Consider the following 18992-nt stretch of genomic DNA (forward strand, 5'->3'; position numbering starts at 1 on the left):
CCGCAAGGTTTCTGGCCAAAACGCCAGACCGTATTCTGCGGTTCGCGCGTCGAACCGTAACCGGCAAGTCCGGATCCGTAGCGGCTGGTGCATTCGCCGGACGCTCAAAAAAACATAATCAGGAGATCGACAATGAAGCTTCGTCCTCTGCATGACCGCGTCGTAATCCGTCGCAGTGAAGAAGAAACGAAAACTGCCGGCGGTATCGTTCTGCCAGGTTCGGCTGCTGAAAAGCCTAACCGTGGCGAGATCGTTGCTGTAGGTACCGGCCGCGTGCTGGACAACGGTGACGTGCGTGCTCTAGCTGTAAAAGTGGGTGACAAGGTTGTGTTCGGCCCTTATTCCGGCAGCAACACAGTGAAAGTCGACGGCGAAGACCTGCTGGTGATGAGCGAGAACGAGATTCTTGCTGTTGTCGAAGGCTGAGTGCTTCCGCTGATTTCCGTTAATACCAAGTATTCAAGGAATAATGATCATGGCTGCTAAAGAAGTTAAGTTCGGCGATGCTGGCCGTAAAAAAATGCTCGCCGGTGTAAACGTCCTGGCTGACGCAGTAAAAGCGACCCTGGGCCCAAAAGGCCGCAACGTCATCATCGAAAAAAGCTTTGGCGCTCCGCTGATCACCAAAGACGGTGTATCGGTTGCCAAGGAAATCGAGCTGAAAGACCGTTTTGAAAACATGGGCGCGCAGCTGGTCAAAGACGTTGCCTCCCGTGCCAACGATGACGCAGGTGACGGTACCACCACCGCTACCGTGCTGGCTCAGGCTATCGTCAACGAGGGCCTGAAGGCTGTCGCTGCCGGCATGAACCCGATGGACCTCAAGCGCGGCATCGACAAGGCGACCATCGCCATCGTTGCTCAGCTGAAGCTGCTGTCCAAGCCCTGCACCGACACCAAGGCAATTGCCCAGGTCGGTACCATCTCTGCCAACTCCGATCACTCCATCGGCGACATCATTGCCGAAGCCATGGAAAAAGTGACCAAAGACGGTGTTATCACCGTTGAAGAAGGTTCGGGTCTGGACAACGAGCTGTCTGTTGTAGAAGGCATGCAGTTCGACCGTGGCTACCTGTCTCCGTACTTCATCAACAAGCCGGACACCATGGTGGCCGAGCTCGACAGCCCGCTGCTGCTGCTGGTCGACAAGAAGATCTCCAACATTCGCGAAATGCTGCCGGTTCTGGAAGCAGTCGCCAAGGCAGGTCGTCCTCTGCTGATCGTTGCCGAAGACGTTGAAGGCGAAGCGCTAGCAACTCTGGTTGTCAACAACATGCGCGGTATCGTGAAAGTTGCAGCCGTCAAGGCTCCAGGTTTCGGCGATCGTCGCAAGGCAATGCTGCAGGACATCGCTGTTCTGACTGGCGGTACCGTTATCTCCGAAGAGATCGGTCTGAGCCTGGAAACCACTACCCTGGAACACCTGGGTAATGCCAAACGCGTCATTCTGAACAAAGAAAACACCACCATCATCGATGGTGCTGGCGTCAAGACCGACATCGACTCGCGCATCTCCCAGATCCGCCAGCAAATCGGCGACACCAGCTCGGACTACGACAAAGAGAAACTGCAAGAGCGTCTGGCCAAGCTGTCTGGCGGCGTTGCAGTGATCAAGGTCGGTGCCGGTTCCGAAGTTGAAATGAAAGAGAAGAAAGCCCGCGTTGAAGACGCCCTGCATGCTACCCGTGCAGCCGTTGAAGAAGGCGTGGTACCTGGCGGTGGCGTGGCACTGGTTCGCTCCCTGCAGGCTATCGAAGGTCTGAAAGGCGACAACGCCGATCAGGACGTCGGTATCGCTCTGCTGCGTCGTGCAGTCGAAGCTCCTCTGCGCCAGATCGTTGCCAACTCCGGTGACGAGCCAAGCGTTGTTGTCGACAAGGTCAAGCAGGGTTCGGGTAACTTCGGTTACAACGCTGCTTCCGGCGAATACGGCGACATGATCGAAATGGGTATCCTGGACCCGGCCAAAGTGACTCGCTCTGCTCTGCAGGCGGCGTCCTCCATCGCCAGCTTGATGATCACCACCGAAGCGATGATCGCTGACGTGCCTGAAGACAAGCCAGCAGGCGGCGGCATGCCGGACATGGGCGGCATGGGTGGTATGGGCGGCATGATGTAAGCCAGCTTTACCCCTTAAGCTACACCCATAAAAAACCCCGCCTGGTGCGGGGTTTTTTTATGGCCGGCGTTAGGGGAAGAATGGGCTAGCGTGTCGGCTGGGCATCGCTGGCAGCGTGCTTCGGCGCAGGTCGATACAACACGCAGTAATAAACCCCGAGACAGATCAGCCAGCAAAACACTGCAGTCCAGATGTTATGAGAGAAGAAGTGTGCCCCTTGCAGCATGCGACCGATGGAGAAGATCGTTCCCAGGCCGAATGCCAGCGCCAGCCCCACTTTTGCCAGCTTCGGGCGACGATCACGCAGCATGAAGAACAACGCAAACAGTGTGAAACCGGTAGCGGCATGTCCGCCGGGCCAGCAGCGCCCAGGCTTGTCAGTGGCTGGGCGCGGGCTCAGCAGTTCGCTGTAGGTTTCCTGGCCGCCGAATTCTTTGAGGCTCCAGGGGCATTGCACCGAAGTTACTACTTTTACCGGCGTCACAAAGGCAGTCGACAAGGCCATCGACAGCACCAGACAACCCAGCTCTCTGCGCCACGGTATCAAACGCTCGACCTTGAAGGATGCGGCAAAGCCGATCATGGCCAGCACCCCGAATACCATGACCATCTGTTTGGCGCGGTCGTGGAGCACGTCTTCCAGAAAGTAGCTGTGCCTGCCGATGAACTCTCCACTGACCGGATCGAAGGCCATCTTGGCGATATCCATGTCCAGTGAGGTCAGTTCAAGCAGCACGAGTATCAAGGCAACAGCGGCAGGTATGCCGAGGTAGATCCATTTATTGATTGGGCGGGAGTAGGGTGGGGCGACGGTTTTCGACATATCGAATCCAGATCATGAGGGCAAATGCCGCTGTCAGTATGGGCGACGGTTTGTCTGAAAGTGTGTCATGAGCGTTGTTGATTTCGGGTGAAAAAATCGTCATGCCATTTCGGCGCTGGCCCTGACGCCCACTTCGTCTTAAGCTGCGCCAGCCCAAACTGCATATGAGAGTGCTTTATGCGAATTCTTCTGGTTGAAGACAACCGCGATATCCTGGCGAACATGGCCGATTACCTGGGCATGAAAGGCTACACCGTCGATTGCGCCCAGGATGGCCTCTCAGGACTGCATCTGGCAGCCACCGAGCATTACGACCTTATTGTTCTCGACATCATGCTGCCGGGCATTGATGGCTACACGTTGTGCAAGCGCCTGCGTGAAGATGCCCGCCGTGATACGCCGGTCATCATGCTGACTGCGCGAGATCAGCTGGATGACCGGCTGCAGGGCTTCCGTTCAGGCGCCGACGACTATCTGCTCAAGCCTTTCGCCTTGTCCGAACTGGCTGCGCGGATCGAAGCCGTACTGCGCCGCGCACAGGGCGGCGGTCGACGTACATTGCAGGTGGCGGATCTGGTGTACGACCTCGACACCCTTGAGGTAACGCGCGAAGGCCGAATGCTCAAGCTCAACCCGGTCGGGCTCAAGCTGCTTGCCGTGCTGATGCAGAAGAGCCCGCACGTACTGCGCCGGGAAATACTCGAAGAAGCGCTGTGGGGCGATGACTGTCCGGACAGCGACAGTCTGCGCAGCCATGTGCATCAGTTGCGTCAGGTGATCGACAAACCGTTCGCCAAACCGCTGCTGCAAACGGTGCATGGTGTGGGATATCGGTTGGCCGAGGGCCGGGATGGAGTTTAAGCAGAGTCTTGCCCAACGAATCATCATTGCCTTTGCGCTGATGAGCGCACTGGTCGCCGGGTCGTTTGCCATCGGTATCATTTCCACCGTCCATCTGGTTGAAGAGAAGCTCATCTCCGCCGGCCTGGGTGGCGATCTCAATCGTCTGATGCTGATGGACAGCGTCAGTGACTGGAGTCACCGGCCCAAGCCCGACCAGTTGTTCTACTTCAGCAATGGCCCGGGCGATTTTGATCTGCCCAAGGATCTGCGGCACCTGGAGCCGGGCTTTCATGAGGTGTTTCGCGGCCCGCTGTCCTACCACGCGATGATCGAGGTTGTGGATGGCCGGCATTATGCCTTGCTTCAGGATCAGAGCGATTTCGAGGAGCGTGAACGAGTGCTGTTTGCCGTGGTGCTCGTCGGTTTTGTGCTGGCGCTGGCGCTGGCAGTGTTTCTCGGCTGGGTGCTGGCCCGTCGCGTAATGGCGCCAGTAGTGCGTCTGGCCAGGCAGGTTCGCCACCGTGACCAGTTGCTGGGCCTTGCGCCGCCGCTAGCGCCTGATTATGCAGCTGATGAAGTGGGCGAGCTGGCCGTCGCGTTCGATGCGACGTTGGGGCGTCTGAGGCAGGCGCTGATCCGTGAGCGTATGTTCACCAGCGACGTGAGTCATGAGCTGCGCACCCCGTTGATGGTGTTGGCCAGTTCCTGCGAGTTGTTGCTGGAAAACCCGGCGCTTGATCTGCGTGGACGTCGCCAGGTAGAGCGAATCGGTCGCGCCTGTGAAGAAATGCGCGATCTGGTGCAGACGTTCCTCATGCTTGCGCGCACCCAGCGTGAAGATCCGGCCATGACGCCCAAGGCCACGCTGGTGGGTGTGGCCGAGCAGTTGATTTCGCAATGGCGTGAGCCGATAGAAAGCAAAGGTCTGCAGCTGACCTACACGCCGCCGTCGGACGACCAACTGTCCGATATCCGTTACAACGCCACATTTTTGCATGCGGTGATGGGCAATTTGCTGCGCAACGCGTTGCACTACACCGATCATGGTTTCATCGCACTGACCCTGCAGGCCGATAGCTTCACCGTCGAGGACAGCGGCGTCGGCATTCCCGAAGAAAAGCGCGAGGCCATGTTCGAGCCTTTTGTTCGGGGTAATGAGCAGCGCGGCGAAGGTCTGGGCCTGGGGCTGTCGCTGGTCCAGCGTATATGTACCAATCAGGGCTGGAGCGTCGATCTTACGCCGATGGAGCCACATGGTTGCCGTTTCAAGGTAACGCTGAACGTGATCAATGTCTGACTGATACTTTGAATAGAAAGTGGCTGCGTGTGACCGTAAATCGACTGCGTTTCGTCGATTGGTCACACAGCATGCCTAACTCTCTGTAAAATCTCGCAACAACTGACTTCCCCAGGTAACATTTTTTTCACATTGAGATGACCTGACAGTGACGGCTGGTTCTTTAGTTTTGCCGACACACCTGTCAGGAGATGCTCAACGTGAGCGAACGCATAGAACTCGAGTTTTCCCGCAAGTACGACAAATCGCATGCCCGTCAGTACCTTGAAAAACATCAGGACGGGCTATGGCGCAAGCTGTCACATCACCGCGACGAACAGTTGGCCAGAAAGGCTTTGCGTCTGGCCGGTGATCCGGGCCTGGTGCTGGACCTGCCGTGTGGTGCCGGGCGCTTCTGGCCGCTGCTGGCGGAGAAGCCCAATCGTTCGATCATCGGTGCCGATAACTCGGCGGACATGCTGGGCGTCGCCTGTGCTTCTCAACCGGCCGATGTTGTAAAAAGGGTACAACCCTTGCAGACATCTGCGTTTGATATCAAGTTGCCTGATAACGCAGTAGACAGCATCTTCTGTATGCGTCTGTTGCACCATGTCGGGCAGTCAAGCGACCGCATGGCCTTATTGCGGGAGTTTCAACGTGTTACCCGTGACAGTGTGATTATTTCACTGTGGGTGGATGGCAACTTCAAAGCCTGGAAACGCGAGCGACTGGAGAAACAGCGTCGGCAGAAAAATGGGCAGGAAAGTTACCAGAATCGTTTCGTGTTACCGGCAGATACCGCAGAAACCGAATTTGAACAGGCAGGGTTTCGCATTCAGAAGAGAATGGACTTCCTGCCGATGTACGCCATGTGGCGTGTCTATGTCTTACGTAAAAGGTAAAAAGATGGGTTTGCAGTCCTTGAAAAAGCCAGTTGTGAACTCGATGCAGGATGAGTTCAGTCATTTCTGGAGTCAGCGTGGCGAATGGGTTGAAGAGCCTAACGTGCGCAGGGGCGGAGAGAGTGGTGTACAACGGCTTCTCACGGACGACGGGCAGACCCTTTATGCCAAACGTCAGACAGGGCATATCTATCGCAGCCTGCTGCACCCGCTGGGCCGCCCGACGGTTCTGCGTGAGCGTGAAGCCCTCGAAGGTCTGCGCAAGCTGGGTGTAGTCGTACCGGAAGTGGTGTTTTGCGGTGCAACGCGCGACGCAGACAACGCCTGGCGGGCATTGCTGGTGACCGTTGCGCTAGAGGGTTTTGGCGAGATTGAGAAGTGGCTCGCTGCTGGAGGCCGCGAGCGGCACGGTGAGCTGTTTTATGAGCGGATGCTCAAGGAAGTGGCCAATACCCTGGCGCGCATGCACTTGGGCCGTTGGCAGCACAGCTGCCTGTACGTCAAGCACATCTTTGTACGTGTCACAGGGGATGGCCCTGACGCGGAGGTGGAAGTGGCCTTGCTTGATCTGGAAAAAGGACGTCGCCGTCTGACGGCTCATGGCGCTGCCCAGCACGACATGAAGCAGCTGAGACGCCATTCGTCATTCAGCGCTGCAGACTGGCAAAAGTTGGTCTATTTTTACCAGTCAGCATTTGGCAGCTCCATCAAAGGTTTAGAGTCATGAAACTAGAAATGGCACGAGGTTTGTTTCTGTTTGGTGCGTTGGCGGTAGCGACTGTCGCGGTAGCGGCGCTCGAGCAACCGTCTACCCGCATTCTAAGCGCACAGCATGGCGAGGGTTTTTGCCCTCTGCCGCGTGTGGCGAGGAATCTGGCGAACGTACAGCCCGACAAGGACCTGCTGCTGTTCATGTACAGTCTGGCGCAGGGTTCGGTCAGCAGAAACTGAGCGGTGCAGACGGGCTCGCAGCCCGTTAGAGCCGCAGCCAGGTAAAGCCTCAGGCCAAATGAAGATGGTTGTCCCACAGCCCCGCTGGCAGGTCCAGCGGCGTGGCCAGCAGTTGCTGTTTACGGCAATCGTAGAAGCGGCAACGCCCCTGACCAGAGGTCACGACGAAACCATCCTTTACCGCTCCCACGCCTGCGCAGTCCGGTAGCGGCGCGTCCAGCTTCAGTGCGCCACTGTCCATATCCCAGATGAAGAACCGGTTGCCTCGTGGTGCCGTAAGGGCGACCAGCCGCAGTTCGCTGTGCACGGCAACGCTGGCGGTGTAATGAGCCATAGCGCGCAATTGCTCTTCTGCCACCGGAAACGCCTGAAACGGCTGGCCCGGACGCTTGATCGCCAACAGCTCTGCCAATTCGTGACTTTCGCCCATGAACTGTTGGCTCGCCAGGATGGTGCCATCGTCGGCAATGCTCATGTGGCGCACGCTGTTCATTTGCTGAGAAAGCGTTTCCTTGCTCAATAGAGTGCCGTCGCGCTGCATGAGCACCAGGCTGGGCTGCATGGCGTTCAGATTCATCTCGACCCGGCTTTCTGCCTCGGTACGAATCCCGCCATTGGCGACGACCAGTGTTTCGCCGTCGGGCATCCAGGAAACCTGATGAGGCCCGATGCCGTGGGTGGATATTTCAGCTGAATGCACCAGCCGGTCATTGACGAATCGATACACGCCCAGCAACCCGCGACCGGGGTCACGGGTGTCGTTTTCAGTTGCATACAACCATTCGCCGTCTCGATGTATCACCGCGTGACCATAAAAATGCCGGTCCGGCCGGGAGACGATGGTTTGCAGCAGGCTGCCGTCGCGCACGTCGATCAGGTAGCTTTCGGTGCCCGGCCTGCGCGCAATGAAAACAGCGAGCGGCAGGCTTGGATGGTCAATGATGTCGTGACAGCGTTGGCCCACTTCAGTGGCAAACACCTGGGTCCCGTCAAGCCGGAAACCGACTGCGTAGTGCCGGCCTTCGCCGTCGTCGCGTGCGGAAAGCAGCAGCGGGCCTGTGGTTTTCTCCCCGGACAGCGTCCAGCCACCCAGGGTGCAGGCGCTGAGCAGCAGGCTGCCGAGGGCCTTGGCCTGACGTCGCAGCATCATTCGCACCTCTTGATCATGATCAATCGCCATCGTTGGCGTTGAAGCCCAACTGGATGCCCAACGCCTTGGCCAGTTCACCTTCATGCAGGCGATGCACTGCATTCAGGCTGTCATAGAAGGCATTGAGTTGCTGGCGTCCGGCGTCGGTGGCCAGCAGATCGGCCAGCGGCGGCTTGAGTTCCGAGAGCAGTTTGCGGCTATTGGCGTAGGCCGCGTCGATTTTGTCTGCCAGCGGTTTCTGTTCGGCAGGCAGCAAACCGCGCAGCCCTTTATTGTCGACGCCGGTCCAGACTGTTTCGGCGCTGATCAGGCTGGCCTCGAGGCTGCCGAGTGACGATTTGCTGCGCCATGAGTCAGCCTGGAAGGGCTGCGGCTGACCTTTGCTCTGGCGGCCGAGCGGCGTGCCCAGTTTTTTCTTCAGGCTGTCCAGCGCCGTGACCTGCACCCGTAACAACTCGGCAATGGCCTCGTGAGAGTCGGCGTAGCGCTGGTTGGGGAATTTGCTCAGCTGCGCGAGCATGCCGTCGGTGCTGTTCCAGCTATTGAGGATTTGTTCGGCAAGTTGCTTCTGACGCTCACCGATGGCCATCAGCAGCGGGCAATAGCGAGCTTTCTGTTCGGCATTGGCCATGTCGATTTCTGCATCGAACAGAATGTATTCGTAAGCGGAGAGCCCTTGAACCACAACGCTGGCTTTGGACAGCTCTTCGACGGTGACCTGTGGTTGTGCGCTCACCAGTTGTTCGACCTGACGGCCGACCAGGTTCTTTTTATCCGGCCAGAACTGCACTTGCCAGGCGCGATTGCCTTCGGCCAACGGGCCGATCAACAGCGGTTGCAGCTCGGCCCAGGTCTTTTGCGCCTTGAGGAAGTCGGCGCGCGCAGTGGCCAGATCGGTCTTGCCCTGACAGAACGCCAGTGCGCTGGCGGCCAGCTGGCGGTCAGCCTCGACCCAGCGGCTGTAAGTCGGCAGGATCACTTGCTTGGCGATAGCCGCAGACGTGACGGCCTGAGGGTCGGAAGGCGAGCAGGCACCCAACGCAAGCGCCGCGAGGCTGGTCAGCAACAACTTGGGTCGGAACATTGTCCGGCTCCTTATTTTCGAAAAGAAGATGTTGAACGAGAAGGTTCTGCAATGGGAGCAATCATAACGAATTCAGAAACGCCAACAGCGCTGTACGCTGTTCGGCGTCATACGCCAGCACCTTTCGTTGTGACGCTTGGGCTTCGCCGCCATGCCACAGTATCGCCTCAAGTGCATTGCGCGCGCGACCATCATGCAGCAACTGTGTGTGCCCGCTCACTGTTGCGGTCAGACCCAGGCCCCAGAGCGGCGGCGTCCGCCATTCGCTTCCGGTGGCCTGGAACTCGGTGCGGTTGTCCGCCAGCCCTTCGCCCATATCATGTAGCAGCAGATCGCTGTACGGATGAATCACCTGATTGGCCAGTTCCGGCTCGGCTGCGTCGCTTCGGGTCTTGAATGACGGTGTATGGCACTGCTGGCAGCCGGCTTCGTAAAACAGGTTCTTGCCGGCCAGCACCTGAGGGTCATCCACTTTGCGGCGTGCCGGAACGCCGAGGTTTCGGGTATAGAACTCCACCAGGCGCAGAATGTTGTCGCTGACTTCCGGCTCGCCCTCGGGGCCCTTGCCGCTGGGTGCTGCCAGGCAATCGGTCTGCTTCGGCGTGCAATCGTCGAACGGGCGCAGACGAGTGGTAAGACCCATGTCGCCGGAAAAGGCATGCGCGTTCTGCTGGTTCAGAGTGGGCTGTCCCGCTTTCCAGCCAAACTTCCCCATGACGACTTTCTGCTGGGCATCATCCCAGACCCAGTTGGGGCGTCCGGAAATCCCGTCGGCATTTTTATCATCGGGGTCGGCGTTGGCGAGCAGTGCGTCATCGGCAATCGCCTCAAGCAGTCCCAGACCGATCATGGGCGGTGCAATACGCGCAGAGATGTGTGTGTCTGGGTGCATCGGGCCATAGCCCAATTGCGTGATTTGCAGGGTCGGCTGGCGCAGCTCGACCGAGGTGCCGTCGCGAAACATGACCGTGAGCGCGTCGTATTCGACACGTACCTTGCCTTCTGGCGCCACGCCGGGGTTGGACATGTCCTGGAGCTGTCCGCCGTAGGTCGGCTCGGGCAATACACCGTTGCGCCGGATCAGGTCGGCGTAAGCCGGGTCGTCCGGAATCGATAATCTGACCAGCATCGACACCGCGTTGCTGTCGCCATCTTCCGGCGGGTGCCCGCGACCGTCCTTGATATGGCAGTTCTGACAGGCGTTGATGTTGAACAGCGGACCCAGGCCGTCGCGCGCCGTCGTTGTGGACGGGGCGATGACCCACGGGCTGCGGAAAAAGCTGTTACCGACGCTGAAATCCAGCCGTCGCACGGGGGACAGGTTGGCTGAGGGCATGGAGAAAGCGTTTTGATCGCGCTTCCCGACCGTTGCGCTGCCACCGGACAACGCTTCGCCCGGCTCGGCGTGAGTAAAGCGCGGGGCGTCATCGCACGCGCTCAGGGCCAGGGCCGTGAGCAAAGCAAGGGAAAGACGAAACCGCGTACTCATACTCATCCTGCAACGAGGTGCCAATCGGGGCGTGCAAGCTTATCAGTCTGGTGCGGTTTGAATAAGAGGGATTATCGTTTGCTACGTATGAGAGGCTTAGACGCATCACGCATCACGCCGACAGCCCCTGACCGACAAATGCCCGCAGAGAACCCAGACAGATGAAAAACACGCACAGCTCTGATTACGTGACAACCACCGAGGCGCTGGAAGCGTTGTACGGCCCAATCGCAGCGCCGTCGCTGGTCAAGGAGGTCGATCATATTCATCCGGTCTACAGGCCCTTCATCGAGTCTGCCCCCTTCGTTGTGCTTGCGTCCTCCGGCCCTGGCGGGCTTGATGCTTCACCGCGCGGCGATCAGGCCGGCTTCGTCCATATCGAGGACAGCAAGACGCTTTACCTGCCTGACCGGCGCGGCAATAACCGCATCGACACGCTTCGCAACATCGTTGACAACCCCCGCGTAGCCCTCTTGTTTCTCATCCCGGGCGTGGGTGAAACCTTGCGCATCAATGGCACGGCGCAGATATCGATACAGCCCGATTTGCTGGCGCGTTTTGAGATGAAAGGCCAGTTGCCCAGATCAGTTTTGCGTATCACCGTAACCAGTGTGTATTTCCAGTGCAGCCGGGCAGTTATCAGGGCTGGCTTGTGGGACGTCGCCCGGCAGGTGGAGCGCAGTTCGTTGCCCACCGCAGGGCAGATACTGAAAGAGGTATCGGCGTCGCAAATCGATGGCGAAGCCTATGACAAAGCCTTGCCGGGCCGCATCGCCGATACCCTGTATTGACGTAGAACGGTGCGGTTCCTGTACCCAAAAAGAATGCCGGTCAGCGAACTGACCGGCATTCTTTTACAGCAAGCGGGTTCTGTCAGAACTCGTGGTCAGCGTTGTCCGGGCTCAGGTCGGTGATGCCCAGTTTGCCAGCCGCTTGCTCGATGGCGCCGGTCTGTTTGACCAACGCAGCGATAGCGTCACGAACAACCTGATTGCCAGCGGTATTGCCTGCGGCGATCAACTGGTCGAAGTGTTCGCCCTTGTTGGCGTGGTCGACGATAGCCTGCAGCTTGGCCTGTGTGTCGTCCAGGTCAGCGCGCAGCGTGGCGTCGGTGGCCGGGTCTACCTTGGCGACCAGCGACGAAAGGCTTGGGCCGCTGACCTTGCTGCCATCGGTACGGGTGTATTCGCCCAGATAAACGTTGCGAATACCCTTGCCGTTGTAGAAGTGCGAGTTGTGCGTGTTGTCGCTGAAGCAGTCGTGTTCGTCTTCACTGGAGTTGGCTTCCAGTGCGACTTTCATGCGCTCGCCAGCCAGTTCTCCCAGCGAAAGGCTGCCCATGCCGAAGAGCATTTTGCGCAAGCCGCTTTCGCCTGGCTCGGCTTCCAGTGACGCGCGGTAGTTGTCGGCGACGCCCGCTCGCCAGTTGCCCGACATCTCTTCGAGGTCGCTGACCAGCAGGTCGGTGACCGCTTTGAGGTAGGCACGACGACGCTCGTTGTGACCGCCGGTTGCGCCTGCACCTTCAATGTAATCGCTGGCTGGACGGTTGCCTGCACCCGGGCCAGTGCCATTCAGGTCCTGGCCCCAGAGCAGGAATTCGATGGCGTGGTAGCCCGTTGCAACGTTGGCTTCGGAACCGCCCAGCTCGTTCAGGCTGGCCAGTTTCTCGGGCGTGATTTCCTTCACGTCGACCTTGTCTTCGCCCACCTGAATTTCGGTATTGGCGATGATGTTGGCAGTAGCGCCCGGGTTGCCCAGCGCGTGCTGGTAATCCTTGGCTACGTAGTCGATCAGGCCTTCGTCGAGGGGCCAGGCGTTAACCTGTCCTTCCCAGTCGTCGATGATGGTGTTGCCGAAGCGGAATACTTCACTCTGCATGTACGGCACGCGTGCTGCGACCCACGCATCCCGGGCTGCTTTCAGGGTTTCGTTGTTGGGCTTGGCCAGAAACGCGTCGACAGCCGTGCTCAGTTTTTTGGCACCGGCCTCGGCGTCGTCGAATACCGCAGACACCATGTTGGCATAATTCGCGACCACGGCTTTGGCTGCCGCGTCGTCGGTCTGGGCGGCAGGCGCGGGCGCGGCAACGGGTGCAGCAGGAGCGGCAGCCGGAGCAGCGGGTGCTGCCGGAGCCGGAGCGGCAGCCTTGTCCTTGCCTTCGCCACAACCGGCGAGAGAGATAGCGATGGCCAACAGACTAGCGGTTGCCAGAGGCATACGAATCATGACGGAATCCTGAGTCGAAAAAGGTGATGGCGGGGTACGCCCATAAAATCTGCGACATAATGCGAAGGATTTGCATTCGATGTAAAGGCAAAACGCCTTTGTGGCCGTGTTCAGGCCATCAAACGGTTGTAACAGCCAGTGTCAGGAGCCGGCGGCAGTCTGCTTGAAGCCAAGTCACGTTCACTCAGTGCAACGCAGTGCTGCCCTGTCGACCCTGCTTCAGGTAGGCCAGCAATTCCCGAGCGGGCAGCGGCTTGCTGTACAGGTAGCCTTGGCCTTCATGGCAGCCTTCGGTCACCACGTAGGCCTCCTGCTCGACAGTCTCCACGCCTTCGGCAATGACTTGCATGCCCAGGCTTTTACCCAACTGGATGATTGCACGCACAATGGTCGCGTCATCGTCGTCGTCAATGAGGTCCTGAACGAAGCTCTTGTCGATCTTGATCTTGTCCAGTGGCAGGCTTTTCAGGTAACTCAGTGATGAGTAACCGGTGCCGAAATCATCGATGGCAATCAGCGCGCCAGAGCGCCGCAGGCTGAGGAGGTGCTGGGCGGCCGTGGTGATGTCTTCCATCAGGCCGGTTTCAGTGACTTCCAGTTCCAGGCTGCAAGGCGGCAGACGATAGATCTGCAAGAGGTTGTTGACCACGCGTGGCAGCTCGGCATGGTGCAGTTGCACAGTCGACAGGTTGACCGCCATGCGCAGATCGGTAAAGCCTTGATCGAGCCACTCGCGCAACTGGCGACACGCTTGATCGAGCACCCATTCACCAAGAACGATGATAGTGCCGTTTTGTTCGGCCAGAGGAATGAATACGTCTGGCGGCACCAGACCGTGCTCGGGGTGTTGCCAGCGGATCAGCGCCTCCACGCCGACCACGCGGTGATCGACGTAGCTGATCTGCGGCTGATAGACCAGATAAAGCTGATTGCGTGGCAGGGCTTCGCGCAGGTCTTTTTCGAGTTCACGTCGACGGCGCATTTCACTGTCCACGCTGGCAATGTAGAACTGATACCGATTGCGCGAACGGGCCTTGGCCAGGGTCATGGTCTGTTCGGCTTTCTGCAGCAACTTCTCGGTGCTGTCGCCGTCTTCGGGGAAGAGGGTAATGCCGATGGTCGCTCGCAGCTGGATCTGCTGATCACCCACCACAAAAGGTGCTTCCAGCTCGTCCAGAATGTTCTGCGCCAGCTCTGCCGCTTCATAGGGTTGCTCGATGTTGGCCTGAACCAGCGCAAACTGATCGCCCCCCAGTCGCGCCAGTGCGCCGAGGCGTCCGCTGTGAGCGCGCAGCCGGTCTGCCAGGGCCAGCAATAACTGGTCACCCGACTGATAGCTGAACTGTTCGTTGATGCCTTTGAAGTCGTCCAGGCCCACGCAGAGAATCGCGACCCGATGTTGCTGACGCCCGGCGTCCTCCAGAATCCTGTCCAGCCCGGTCTGCAACTGAAGCCGATTGGGCAGGCCGGTCAGGAAGTCGTATTGCGCCATGCGCTGCAGGTTGTTTTCCGCCTCGTGACGCAGGTAGGTATGGCGCTCGATGGAGGCCAGCAACTGATTGGCGGTGTTGACCCATATCCCCAATTCGTTTTTTTCGTGGCCTTTGAGCAGCGGCAATTGATGCTCGCTGGGCCGGTCCGGATTGATGGCGATCAGGTGCTCGATGATTTTCGACAGCGGCTTGGTCAGCAACCAGTGATAGACCAAGTACAGAACCAAGCCCATCGCCAGGGCGCGCAGCACGCCAGCGATGAAGATAACCCCGGCATTGAACAGAAAACCTTCGCCATAGTTGGCGGTGTCCAGGGTGATACGCAGGTCGCCGTAATACTCGCTGTAAGGGCTGCGGCCCACCAGTTGTGTGGTGAAGCTGCGTTCCTGGCCGAGGATCAGGTCGGTCAGCCAGCGGGTTGAAGAGGCTTTCAGGGGACGGTCTTTTTCTGCGAGAAGGGTTTCGTTGGGATGGCCGATAGACGCCATGCGCACCGAGTCATCCTGAAACAGGCCCTCTATGACCTGCATGCCCATCTCGCGATCGAGGCTGTAGACGGCCTGAGTCGAAGGATCGCGGAACATGCCGAGAATGCGTTCGGCATCATTGGCGACAGTCTGTCGAGTCTTGTACGCATCGAAAACGATTTGCGCACAGCTCAACACGACGCCCACCAGAAGTGCTGAAAGCAGCACGACGCGCAGCAGCTTCACCGACAGGCTGTTCTTGAGTTCCAGCTTCAATGGCCGTTCCTTAGTTCGTGTCGGAGGGCGAATAACTTCACGGCCCTCGAAAAACCAGGTGCACCCGCAATGACAACTTAAAGGTGCATCTGGTCGATCTTCGCGTTCCCTGCACCCACCGGCCAAAGCCAACCCAGCGTATCGGGAGGCAGTAAGCGTAACTTGAGCAGAACACTGTAAAGAATTACGTCGTGGTACGAATCAGTCCGGATTTTTCCGACAATACACAAAGTCCGTGCGGCAGGCGAAAAAAACATTCGTCATTTGTGTGACCGACAAGTCTATCTCTGACGCTCAATGCAAGTTCATCGTTCCGGCGGTATTAATCTCCGAATGCGGAACATAAAAAAACCCGGCACCGGGCCGGGTTTTTTGTGACGCTGGAATCAGGCGGCGTATTGCTGGGCCACGAAGTCCCAGTTTACGAGGTTCCAGAACGCTTCTACATACTTTGGACGCAGGTTGCGGTAGTCGATGTAGTAAGCGTGTTCCCAGACATCGCAGGTCAGCAACGGCTTGTCGCCGCTGGTGATCGGGTTGCCTGCACCGATAGTGCTGGCCAGTGCCAGGCTGCCGTCAGCTTTCTTCACCAGCCAGCCCCAGCCGGAGCCGAAGGTGCCGATGGAGGTCTTGCTGAACTCTTCCTTGAACTTCTCGAACGAGCCGAATGCAGTGTTGATTGCATCAGCCAGCGCGCCGGTAGGCTCGCCGCCGGCGTTTGGCGCCAGGCAGTTCCAGTAGAACGTGTGGTTCCAGACCTGAGCGGCGTTGTTGAAGATACCGCCCGAAGAAGTCTTGATGATCTCTTCCAGGGTCTTGCCTTCGAACTCGGTGCCTGGCACCAGGTTGTTCAGGTTCACGACGTAGGTGTTGTGGTGCTTGTCGTGGTGATATTCCAGAGTCTCCGCAGAAATGTGCGGCACCAGAGCGTCTTTGGCGTAGGGCAGTGGTGGCAATTCAAAAGCCATGGTTTATCTCCTTTACAGGTCAATTGCGGTAATCGCACGGCCGATCACGGGCGGCCAGTTACAGCGTGCACCGGGAGTTTTACTCTTTTGCGGCGCAGACCCCGGATCATAGCACCGGGTCTGCGGCTTAACCACGCAACAACTGTGTGGGATAGAGGTTCCAGCTGTTGCCTGAATGGACATGAAAACTTCAGGCCGAACCGATCAACTGCCACGCCACGCTGAACATCATCACTGCAATCATTGCGTCCAGCAGGCGCCATGTAGCGGGGCGTGCCAGCCAGGGCGCGAGCCACGCCGCGCCTGCGGCAAGGGCTGAAAACCATATCAGCGAGGCGCTGGCGGCACCGGCCACGTAGGCGCCGGGCACACTTTGTTGCGCGCCGAGCGAGCCAATCAGCAACACGGTGTCCAGATAAACATGCGGGTTCAGGAGTGTGACGGCCAGAGCGCTCAACAGCACCCACGCAGCGATCTGACGCCCACCGCGGCGCCCTGTTCAAGGCTCTGTCGAGAGCAGGCTCGACGCAGCGCCAGCGCGCCATACCAACTGAGGAAAATCACACCGCCCCAGCGCGCCACGCCCAGCAAGGTCGGGTTAGCTGCCAGCACACTGGCCAGGCCGAATACCCCGGCAGCGACCAGTATCACGTCGCAGACAATGCACAGCAGGGCAACGGGAGCTGCGTGTTCACGACGCAAGCCTTGAGCCAGGACGAATGCGTTTTGCGAACCGATGGCCATGATCAGCCCTGCCGCTATCAGCAGGCCGTTGAGGTAGCTTTGCCACATGGAAAATGTCCCGTCGAGCTGATTAAGGTGGCGATTCTGTTGTGTTGAACGGTATAAGGAAAACCAATAATGCTGATCGCCCATTAGGAAAAGTGATGTTCGATTACAAGTTGTTGGCAGCGCTTGCGGCGGTTATCGAACAGGCTGGCTTCGAGCGTGCTGCTCAGGTGCTTGGCCTGTCCCAGTCGGCGGTTTCACAGCGCATCAAACTGCTCGAAGCGCGCGTTGGTCAGCCGGTGCTGGTGCGCGCGACGCCTCCCGCCCCGACCGACATCGGGCGACGTCTGCTCAATCATGTGCAACAGGTACGTCTGCTGGAGCGTGACTTGCTCAGCCAGGTGCCGTCGCTGGATGAGGATGGCATGCCCGAGCGCTTGCGAATCGCCTTGAATGCAGACAGTCTCGCGACCTGGTGGGCATCGGCAGTGGGCGCGTTCTGCGCGCAACATCGGCTGTTGCTCGATCTGGTCGTCGAAGATCAGGACGTCGGGCTCAAACGTATGCGGGCTGGCGACGTTGCGGCCTGCCTGTGTGGCAGCGAACGCCCTGTGGCCGGAGCGCGCAGCCTGTTGCTGGGTGCAATGCGTTATCGCGCGCTGGCCAGTCCGGCATTTATCGAGCGGCATTTCCCGGACGGTGTCAGCGCTGAAAAACTGTCCAGATCGGCAGCGCTGGTGTACGGACCGGACGATTTGCTGCAGCATCGCTACCTGGCACTGCTGGGGGTGCAGGACGGTTTCGAACACCACCTGTGCCCGTCATCCGAAGGGTTCATCCGTATGATCGAGGCCGGTATGGGGTGGGGGCTGGCGCCCGAGCTGCAGGTGCGCGAGCAATTGCATAATGGCACGTTGGGTGAGCTGCTCCCCGAGCGCTACATCGATGTGCCGTTGTACTGGCATCATTGGCGCAACGGCGGTCAGTTGCTCACGCGTCTCACCGAACACCTTGCGCAACACTCGGCGCGCTGGCTGGTGCCGCTTGGCGAAGAATGATCGTCAGTACGATCATGTGTAATTCATGCAGGCAGGTTGTTGCCTTTCTGCAGACCTGTTAATGGAGCGGTAAATGAAGATTCTGGTCACCGGCGCAAGCGGCTTCATCGGGGGACGCTTCGCGCGTTTCGCCTTGGAGCAGGGCATGAGCGTGCGGATCAATGGCCGTCGTGCCGAAGGTGTCGAGCATCTGGTCAGGCGTGGCGCCGAATTCGTTCAGGGCGACCTCGCCGATCCTTATCTTGTCCGTGCATTGTGCGACGACGTCGAGGCAGTGGTGCATTGCGCAGGTGCCGTCGGTGTATGGGGGCGTCGTCAGGATTTCTTGCAGGGTAACGTGCAACTGACCGAGAACATCGTCGAAGCCTGCCTGAAACAAAGAGTAAGAAGGCTGGTCCATCTGTCATCGCCATCAATCTATTTTGATGGGCGCTCCCGGCGTGACATCAAGGAAGAACAGGTCCCCAAGCGTTTTCACAACCATTACGCGGCGACCAAATACCTGGCGGAACAGAAGGTGTTCGGCGCCGAGGAGTTCGGGCTGGAAGTTATTGCCTTGCGGCCGCGCTTTGTCACCGGTGCAGGCGACAACAGCATTTTCCCGCGCCTGCTGCACATGCAGCGCAAGAAACGATTGTCGATTGTCGGCAACGGCCTGAACGTGGTGGATTTCACCAGCATGCAAAACCTCAACGAAGCCCTGTTGAGCAGCTTGCTGGCGACCGGAGCGGCATTGGGCAAGGCCTACAACATCAGCAATGGCACGCCGGTACCGCTGTGGGACGCGATCAACTACGTGATGCGGCAAATGCACTTGCCTCAGGTTACCCGTTATCGTTCATACGGCCTGGCCTACAGCGCGGCGGCGATTAACGAAGGTGCCTGTATGCTCTGGCCGGGCAGACCTGAACCTACCCTGTCGAGGCTGGGGATGCAGGTCATGAACAAGGATTTTACGCTTGATATCAGCCGCGCCAGGCATTATCTGGACTATCAGCCTCAAGTCAGTCTATGGACGGCGCTGGATGAGTTCTGTGGCTGGTGGCAGGCACAGCACGCAATCTGAATGCGGTAGTGGCACAGTGAGATTGAACAGGCGCTGTTGTTATACTGCCCGACTTTGGTTTAACAGCTT

Annotated in this window: 17 protein-coding genes and 1 pseudogene; 10 read left to right on the forward strand and 8 right to left on the reverse strand. The window is 58.6% G+C overall.

The window, feature by feature from the left end; genetic code table 11:
- Positions 1-132 precede the first annotated feature (132 nt).
- Positions 133-426 carry a co-chaperone GroES gene (locus tag ALO43_RS00625; protein ID WP_024670865.1) on the forward strand — a complete coding sequence of 98 codons (294 nt, stop codon included), beginning with the start codon at positions 133-135 and terminating at the stop codon, positions 424-426.
- Positions 427-475: 49 nt separating this feature from the next.
- Complete coding sequence (gene groL, locus ALO43_RS00630; protein ID WP_007248922.1) at positions 476-2119, forward strand: chaperonin GroEL; 1644 nt, start codon at positions 476-478, stop codon at positions 2117-2119.
- Between the two features lie 85 nt (positions 2120-2204).
- Here the strand turns inward: groL and ALO43_RS00635 are convergent, their stop codons facing one another.
- Positions 2205-2942 (reverse strand): phosphatase PAP2 family protein, encoded by a 738-nt coding sequence (locus tag ALO43_RS00635; protein WP_005890809.1) that lies wholly within the window; start codon positions 2940-2942, stop codon positions 2205-2207.
- Positions 2943-3119: 177 nt separating this feature from the next.
- Between ALO43_RS00635 and colR the strand changes: the two genes are divergently transcribed.
- The 5 genes from colR (at position 3120) to ALO43_RS00660 (ending at position 6914) form a co-directional block, all read left to right on the forward strand.
- Positions 3120-3803, forward strand: coding sequence for a two-component system response regulator ColR (gene colR / locus ALO43_RS00640; protein WP_005890808.1), 684 nt, complete (start codon positions 3120-3122; stop codon positions 3801-3803).
- On the forward strand, positions 3793-5082 hold the full coding sequence (locus ALO43_RS00645) for a sensor histidine kinase (protein WP_024670863.1): 1290 nt from the start codon (positions 3793-3795) through the stop codon (positions 5080-5082). Before colR ends, ALO43_RS00645 begins: the two co-directional genes overlap by 11 nt.
- 200 nt (positions 5083-5282) lie before the next feature.
- Complete coding sequence (locus ALO43_RS00650; RefSeq protein ID WP_054996997.1) at positions 5283-5963, forward strand: class I SAM-dependent methyltransferase; 681 nt, start codon at positions 5283-5285, stop codon at positions 5961-5963.
- 4 nt (positions 5964-5967) lie between these two features.
- A complete protein-coding gene (locus tag ALO43_RS00655) occupies positions 5968-6690 on the forward strand; it encodes a lipopolysaccharide kinase InaA family protein (RefSeq protein ID WP_005890797.1) in 723 nt (240 codons plus the stop codon).
- Positions 6687-6914: a hypothetical protein gene (locus ALO43_RS00660; RefSeq protein ID WP_005890795.1), complete on the forward strand. Its 228-nt coding sequence runs from the start codon at positions 6687-6689 to the stop codon at positions 6912-6914. The genes ALO43_RS00655 and ALO43_RS00660 overlap by 4 nt, the downstream gene beginning before the upstream one ends.
- Positions 6915-6963: 49 nt before the next feature.
- On the opposite strand, the gene ALO43_RS00665 is transcribed toward ALO43_RS00660, so the two are convergent.
- The 3 genes from ALO43_RS00665 to ALO43_RS00675 all read right to left on the reverse strand — a co-directional run bounded on the left by ALO43_RS00665 (position 6964) and on the right by ALO43_RS00675 (position 10637).
- Complete coding sequence (locus ALO43_RS00665; protein WP_005890792.1) at positions 6964-8061, reverse strand: DUF1513 domain-containing protein; 1098 nt, start codon at positions 8059-8061, stop codon at positions 6964-6966.
- Positions 8062-8083: 22 nt separating this feature from the next.
- The gene (locus ALO43_RS00670; protein ID WP_005890788.1) at positions 8084-9148 is read right to left on the reverse strand and encodes an imelysin family protein; all 1065 of its coding nucleotides are present in this window, start codon (positions 9146-9148) and stop codon (positions 8084-8086) included.
- Positions 9149-9209: 61 nt separating this feature from the next.
- Positions 9210-10637, reverse strand: coding sequence for a di-heme oxidoreductase family protein (locus ALO43_RS00675; RefSeq protein WP_054996969.1), 1428 nt, complete (start codon positions 10635-10637; stop codon positions 9210-9212).
- Positions 10638-10798: 161 nt separating this feature from the next.
- Here ALO43_RS00675 and ALO43_RS00680 point away from each other — a divergent pair, with 161 nt between their 5' ends.
- Positions 10799-11428, forward strand: a complete 630-nt coding sequence (locus ALO43_RS00680) for a pyridoxamine 5'-phosphate oxidase family protein (RefSeq protein WP_005890781.1) — start codon at positions 10799-10801, stop codon at positions 11426-11428.
- Between the two features lie 82 nt (positions 11429-11510).
- Here ALO43_RS00680 and ALO43_RS00685 read toward each other — a convergent pair whose 3' ends face one another.
- The 4 genes and pseudogenes from ALO43_RS00685 to ALO43_RS00700 form a co-directional block, all read right to left on the reverse strand.
- A complete protein-coding gene (locus ALO43_RS00685) occupies positions 11511-12866 on the reverse strand; it encodes an imelysin family protein (RefSeq protein ID WP_024670859.1) in 1356 nt (451 codons plus the stop codon).
- A gap of 184 nt (positions 12867-13050) precedes the next feature.
- Entirely contained in the window at positions 13051-15102 is a 2052-nt protein-coding gene (locus ALO43_RS00690; RefSeq protein WP_054996970.1) for a putative bifunctional diguanylate cyclase/phosphodiesterase, read from the reverse strand.
- Positions 15103-15488: 386 nt separating this feature from the next.
- Positions 15489-16070 carry a superoxide dismutase gene (locus tag ALO43_RS00695; RefSeq protein WP_005890774.1) on the reverse strand — a complete coding sequence of 194 codons (582 nt, stop codon included), beginning with the start codon at positions 16068-16070 and terminating at the stop codon, positions 15489-15491.
- 190 nt (positions 16071-16260) lie between these two features.
- Positions 16261-16862: pseudogene (locus tag ALO43_RS00700) on the reverse strand (LysE/ArgO family amino acid transporter).
- Between the two features lie 95 nt (positions 16863-16957).
- On the opposite strand from ALO43_RS00700, the gene ALO43_RS00705 reads away from it, so the two are divergent.
- Both ALO43_RS00705 and ALO43_RS00710 read left to right on the forward strand, forming a co-directional pair.
- Positions 16958-17857 carry a LysR family transcriptional regulator ArgP gene (locus ALO43_RS00705; RefSeq protein WP_054996971.1) on the forward strand — a complete coding sequence of 300 codons (900 nt, stop codon included), beginning with the start codon at positions 16958-16960 and terminating at the stop codon, positions 17855-17857.
- 73 nt (positions 17858-17930) lie between these two features.
- Positions 17931-18923 (forward strand): NAD-dependent epimerase/dehydratase family protein, encoded by a 993-nt coding sequence (locus ALO43_RS00710; RefSeq protein ID WP_005890766.1) that lies wholly within the window; start codon positions 17931-17933, stop codon positions 18921-18923.
- Positions 18924-18992: the final 69 nt, after the last annotated feature.

This window comes from Pseudomonas tremae (assembly GCF_001401155.1).
Classification (GTDB): Bacteria; Pseudomonadota; Gammaproteobacteria; order Pseudomonadales; family Pseudomonadaceae; genus Aquipseudomonas; species Aquipseudomonas tremae.

Excerpts from the sequence above, each read along its gene's own strand:
- ALO43_RS00705 (WP_054996971.1), top strand. The coding sequence starts at position 16,958 with ATGTTCGATTACAAGTTGTTGGCAGCGCTTGCGGCGGTTATCGAACAG.
- ALO43_RS00695 (WP_005890774.1), bottom strand. The coding sequence starts at position 16,070 with ATGGCTTTTGAATTGCCACCACTGCCCTACGCCAAAGACGCTCTGGTG.
- colR (WP_005890808.1), top strand. The coding sequence starts at position 3,120 with ATGCGAATTCTTCTGGTTGAAGACAACCGCGATATCCTGGCGAACATG.
- ALO43_RS00670 (WP_005890788.1), bottom strand. The coding sequence starts at position 9,148 with ATGTTCCGACCCAAGTTGTTGCTGACCAGCCTCGCGGCGCTTGCGTTG.
- ALO43_RS00675 (WP_054996969.1), bottom strand. The coding sequence starts at position 10,637 with ATGAGTACGCGGTTTCGTCTTTCCCTTGCTTTGCTCACGGCCCTGGCC.
- ALO43_RS00660 (WP_005890795.1), top strand. The coding sequence starts at position 6,687 with ATGAAACTAGAAATGGCACGAGGTTTGTTTCTGTTTGGTGCGTTGGCG.
- ALO43_RS00680 (WP_005890781.1), top strand. The coding sequence starts at position 10,799 with ATGAAAAACACGCACAGCTCTGATTACGTGACAACCACCGAGGCGCTG.
- ALO43_RS00685 (WP_024670859.1), bottom strand. The coding sequence starts at position 12,866 with ATGATTCGTATGCCTCTGGCAACCGCTAGTCTGTTGGCCATCGCTATC.
- ALO43_RS00625 (WP_024670865.1), top strand. The coding sequence starts at position 133 with ATGAAGCTTCGTCCTCTGCATGACCGCGTCGTAATCCGTCGCAGTGAA.
- ALO43_RS00645 (WP_024670863.1), top strand. The coding sequence starts at position 3,793 with ATGGAGTTTAAGCAGAGTCTTGCCCAACGAATCATCATTGCCTTTGCG.
- ALO43_RS00665 (WP_005890792.1), bottom strand. The coding sequence starts at position 8,061 with ATGCTGCGACGTCAGGCCAAGGCCCTCGGCAGCCTGCTGCTCAGCGCC.
- ALO43_RS00635 (WP_005890809.1), bottom strand. The coding sequence starts at position 2,942 with ATGTCGAAAACCGTCGCCCCACCCTACTCCCGCCCAATCAATAAATGG.
- groL (WP_007248922.1), top strand. The coding sequence starts at position 476 with ATGGCTGCTAAAGAAGTTAAGTTCGGCGATGCTGGCCGTAAAAAAATG.
- ALO43_RS00710 (WP_005890766.1), top strand. The coding sequence starts at position 17,931 with ATGAAGATTCTGGTCACCGGCGCAAGCGGCTTCATCGGGGGACGCTTC.
- ALO43_RS00655 (WP_005890797.1), top strand. The coding sequence starts at position 5,968 with ATGGGTTTGCAGTCCTTGAAAAAGCCAGTTGTGAACTCGATGCAGGAT.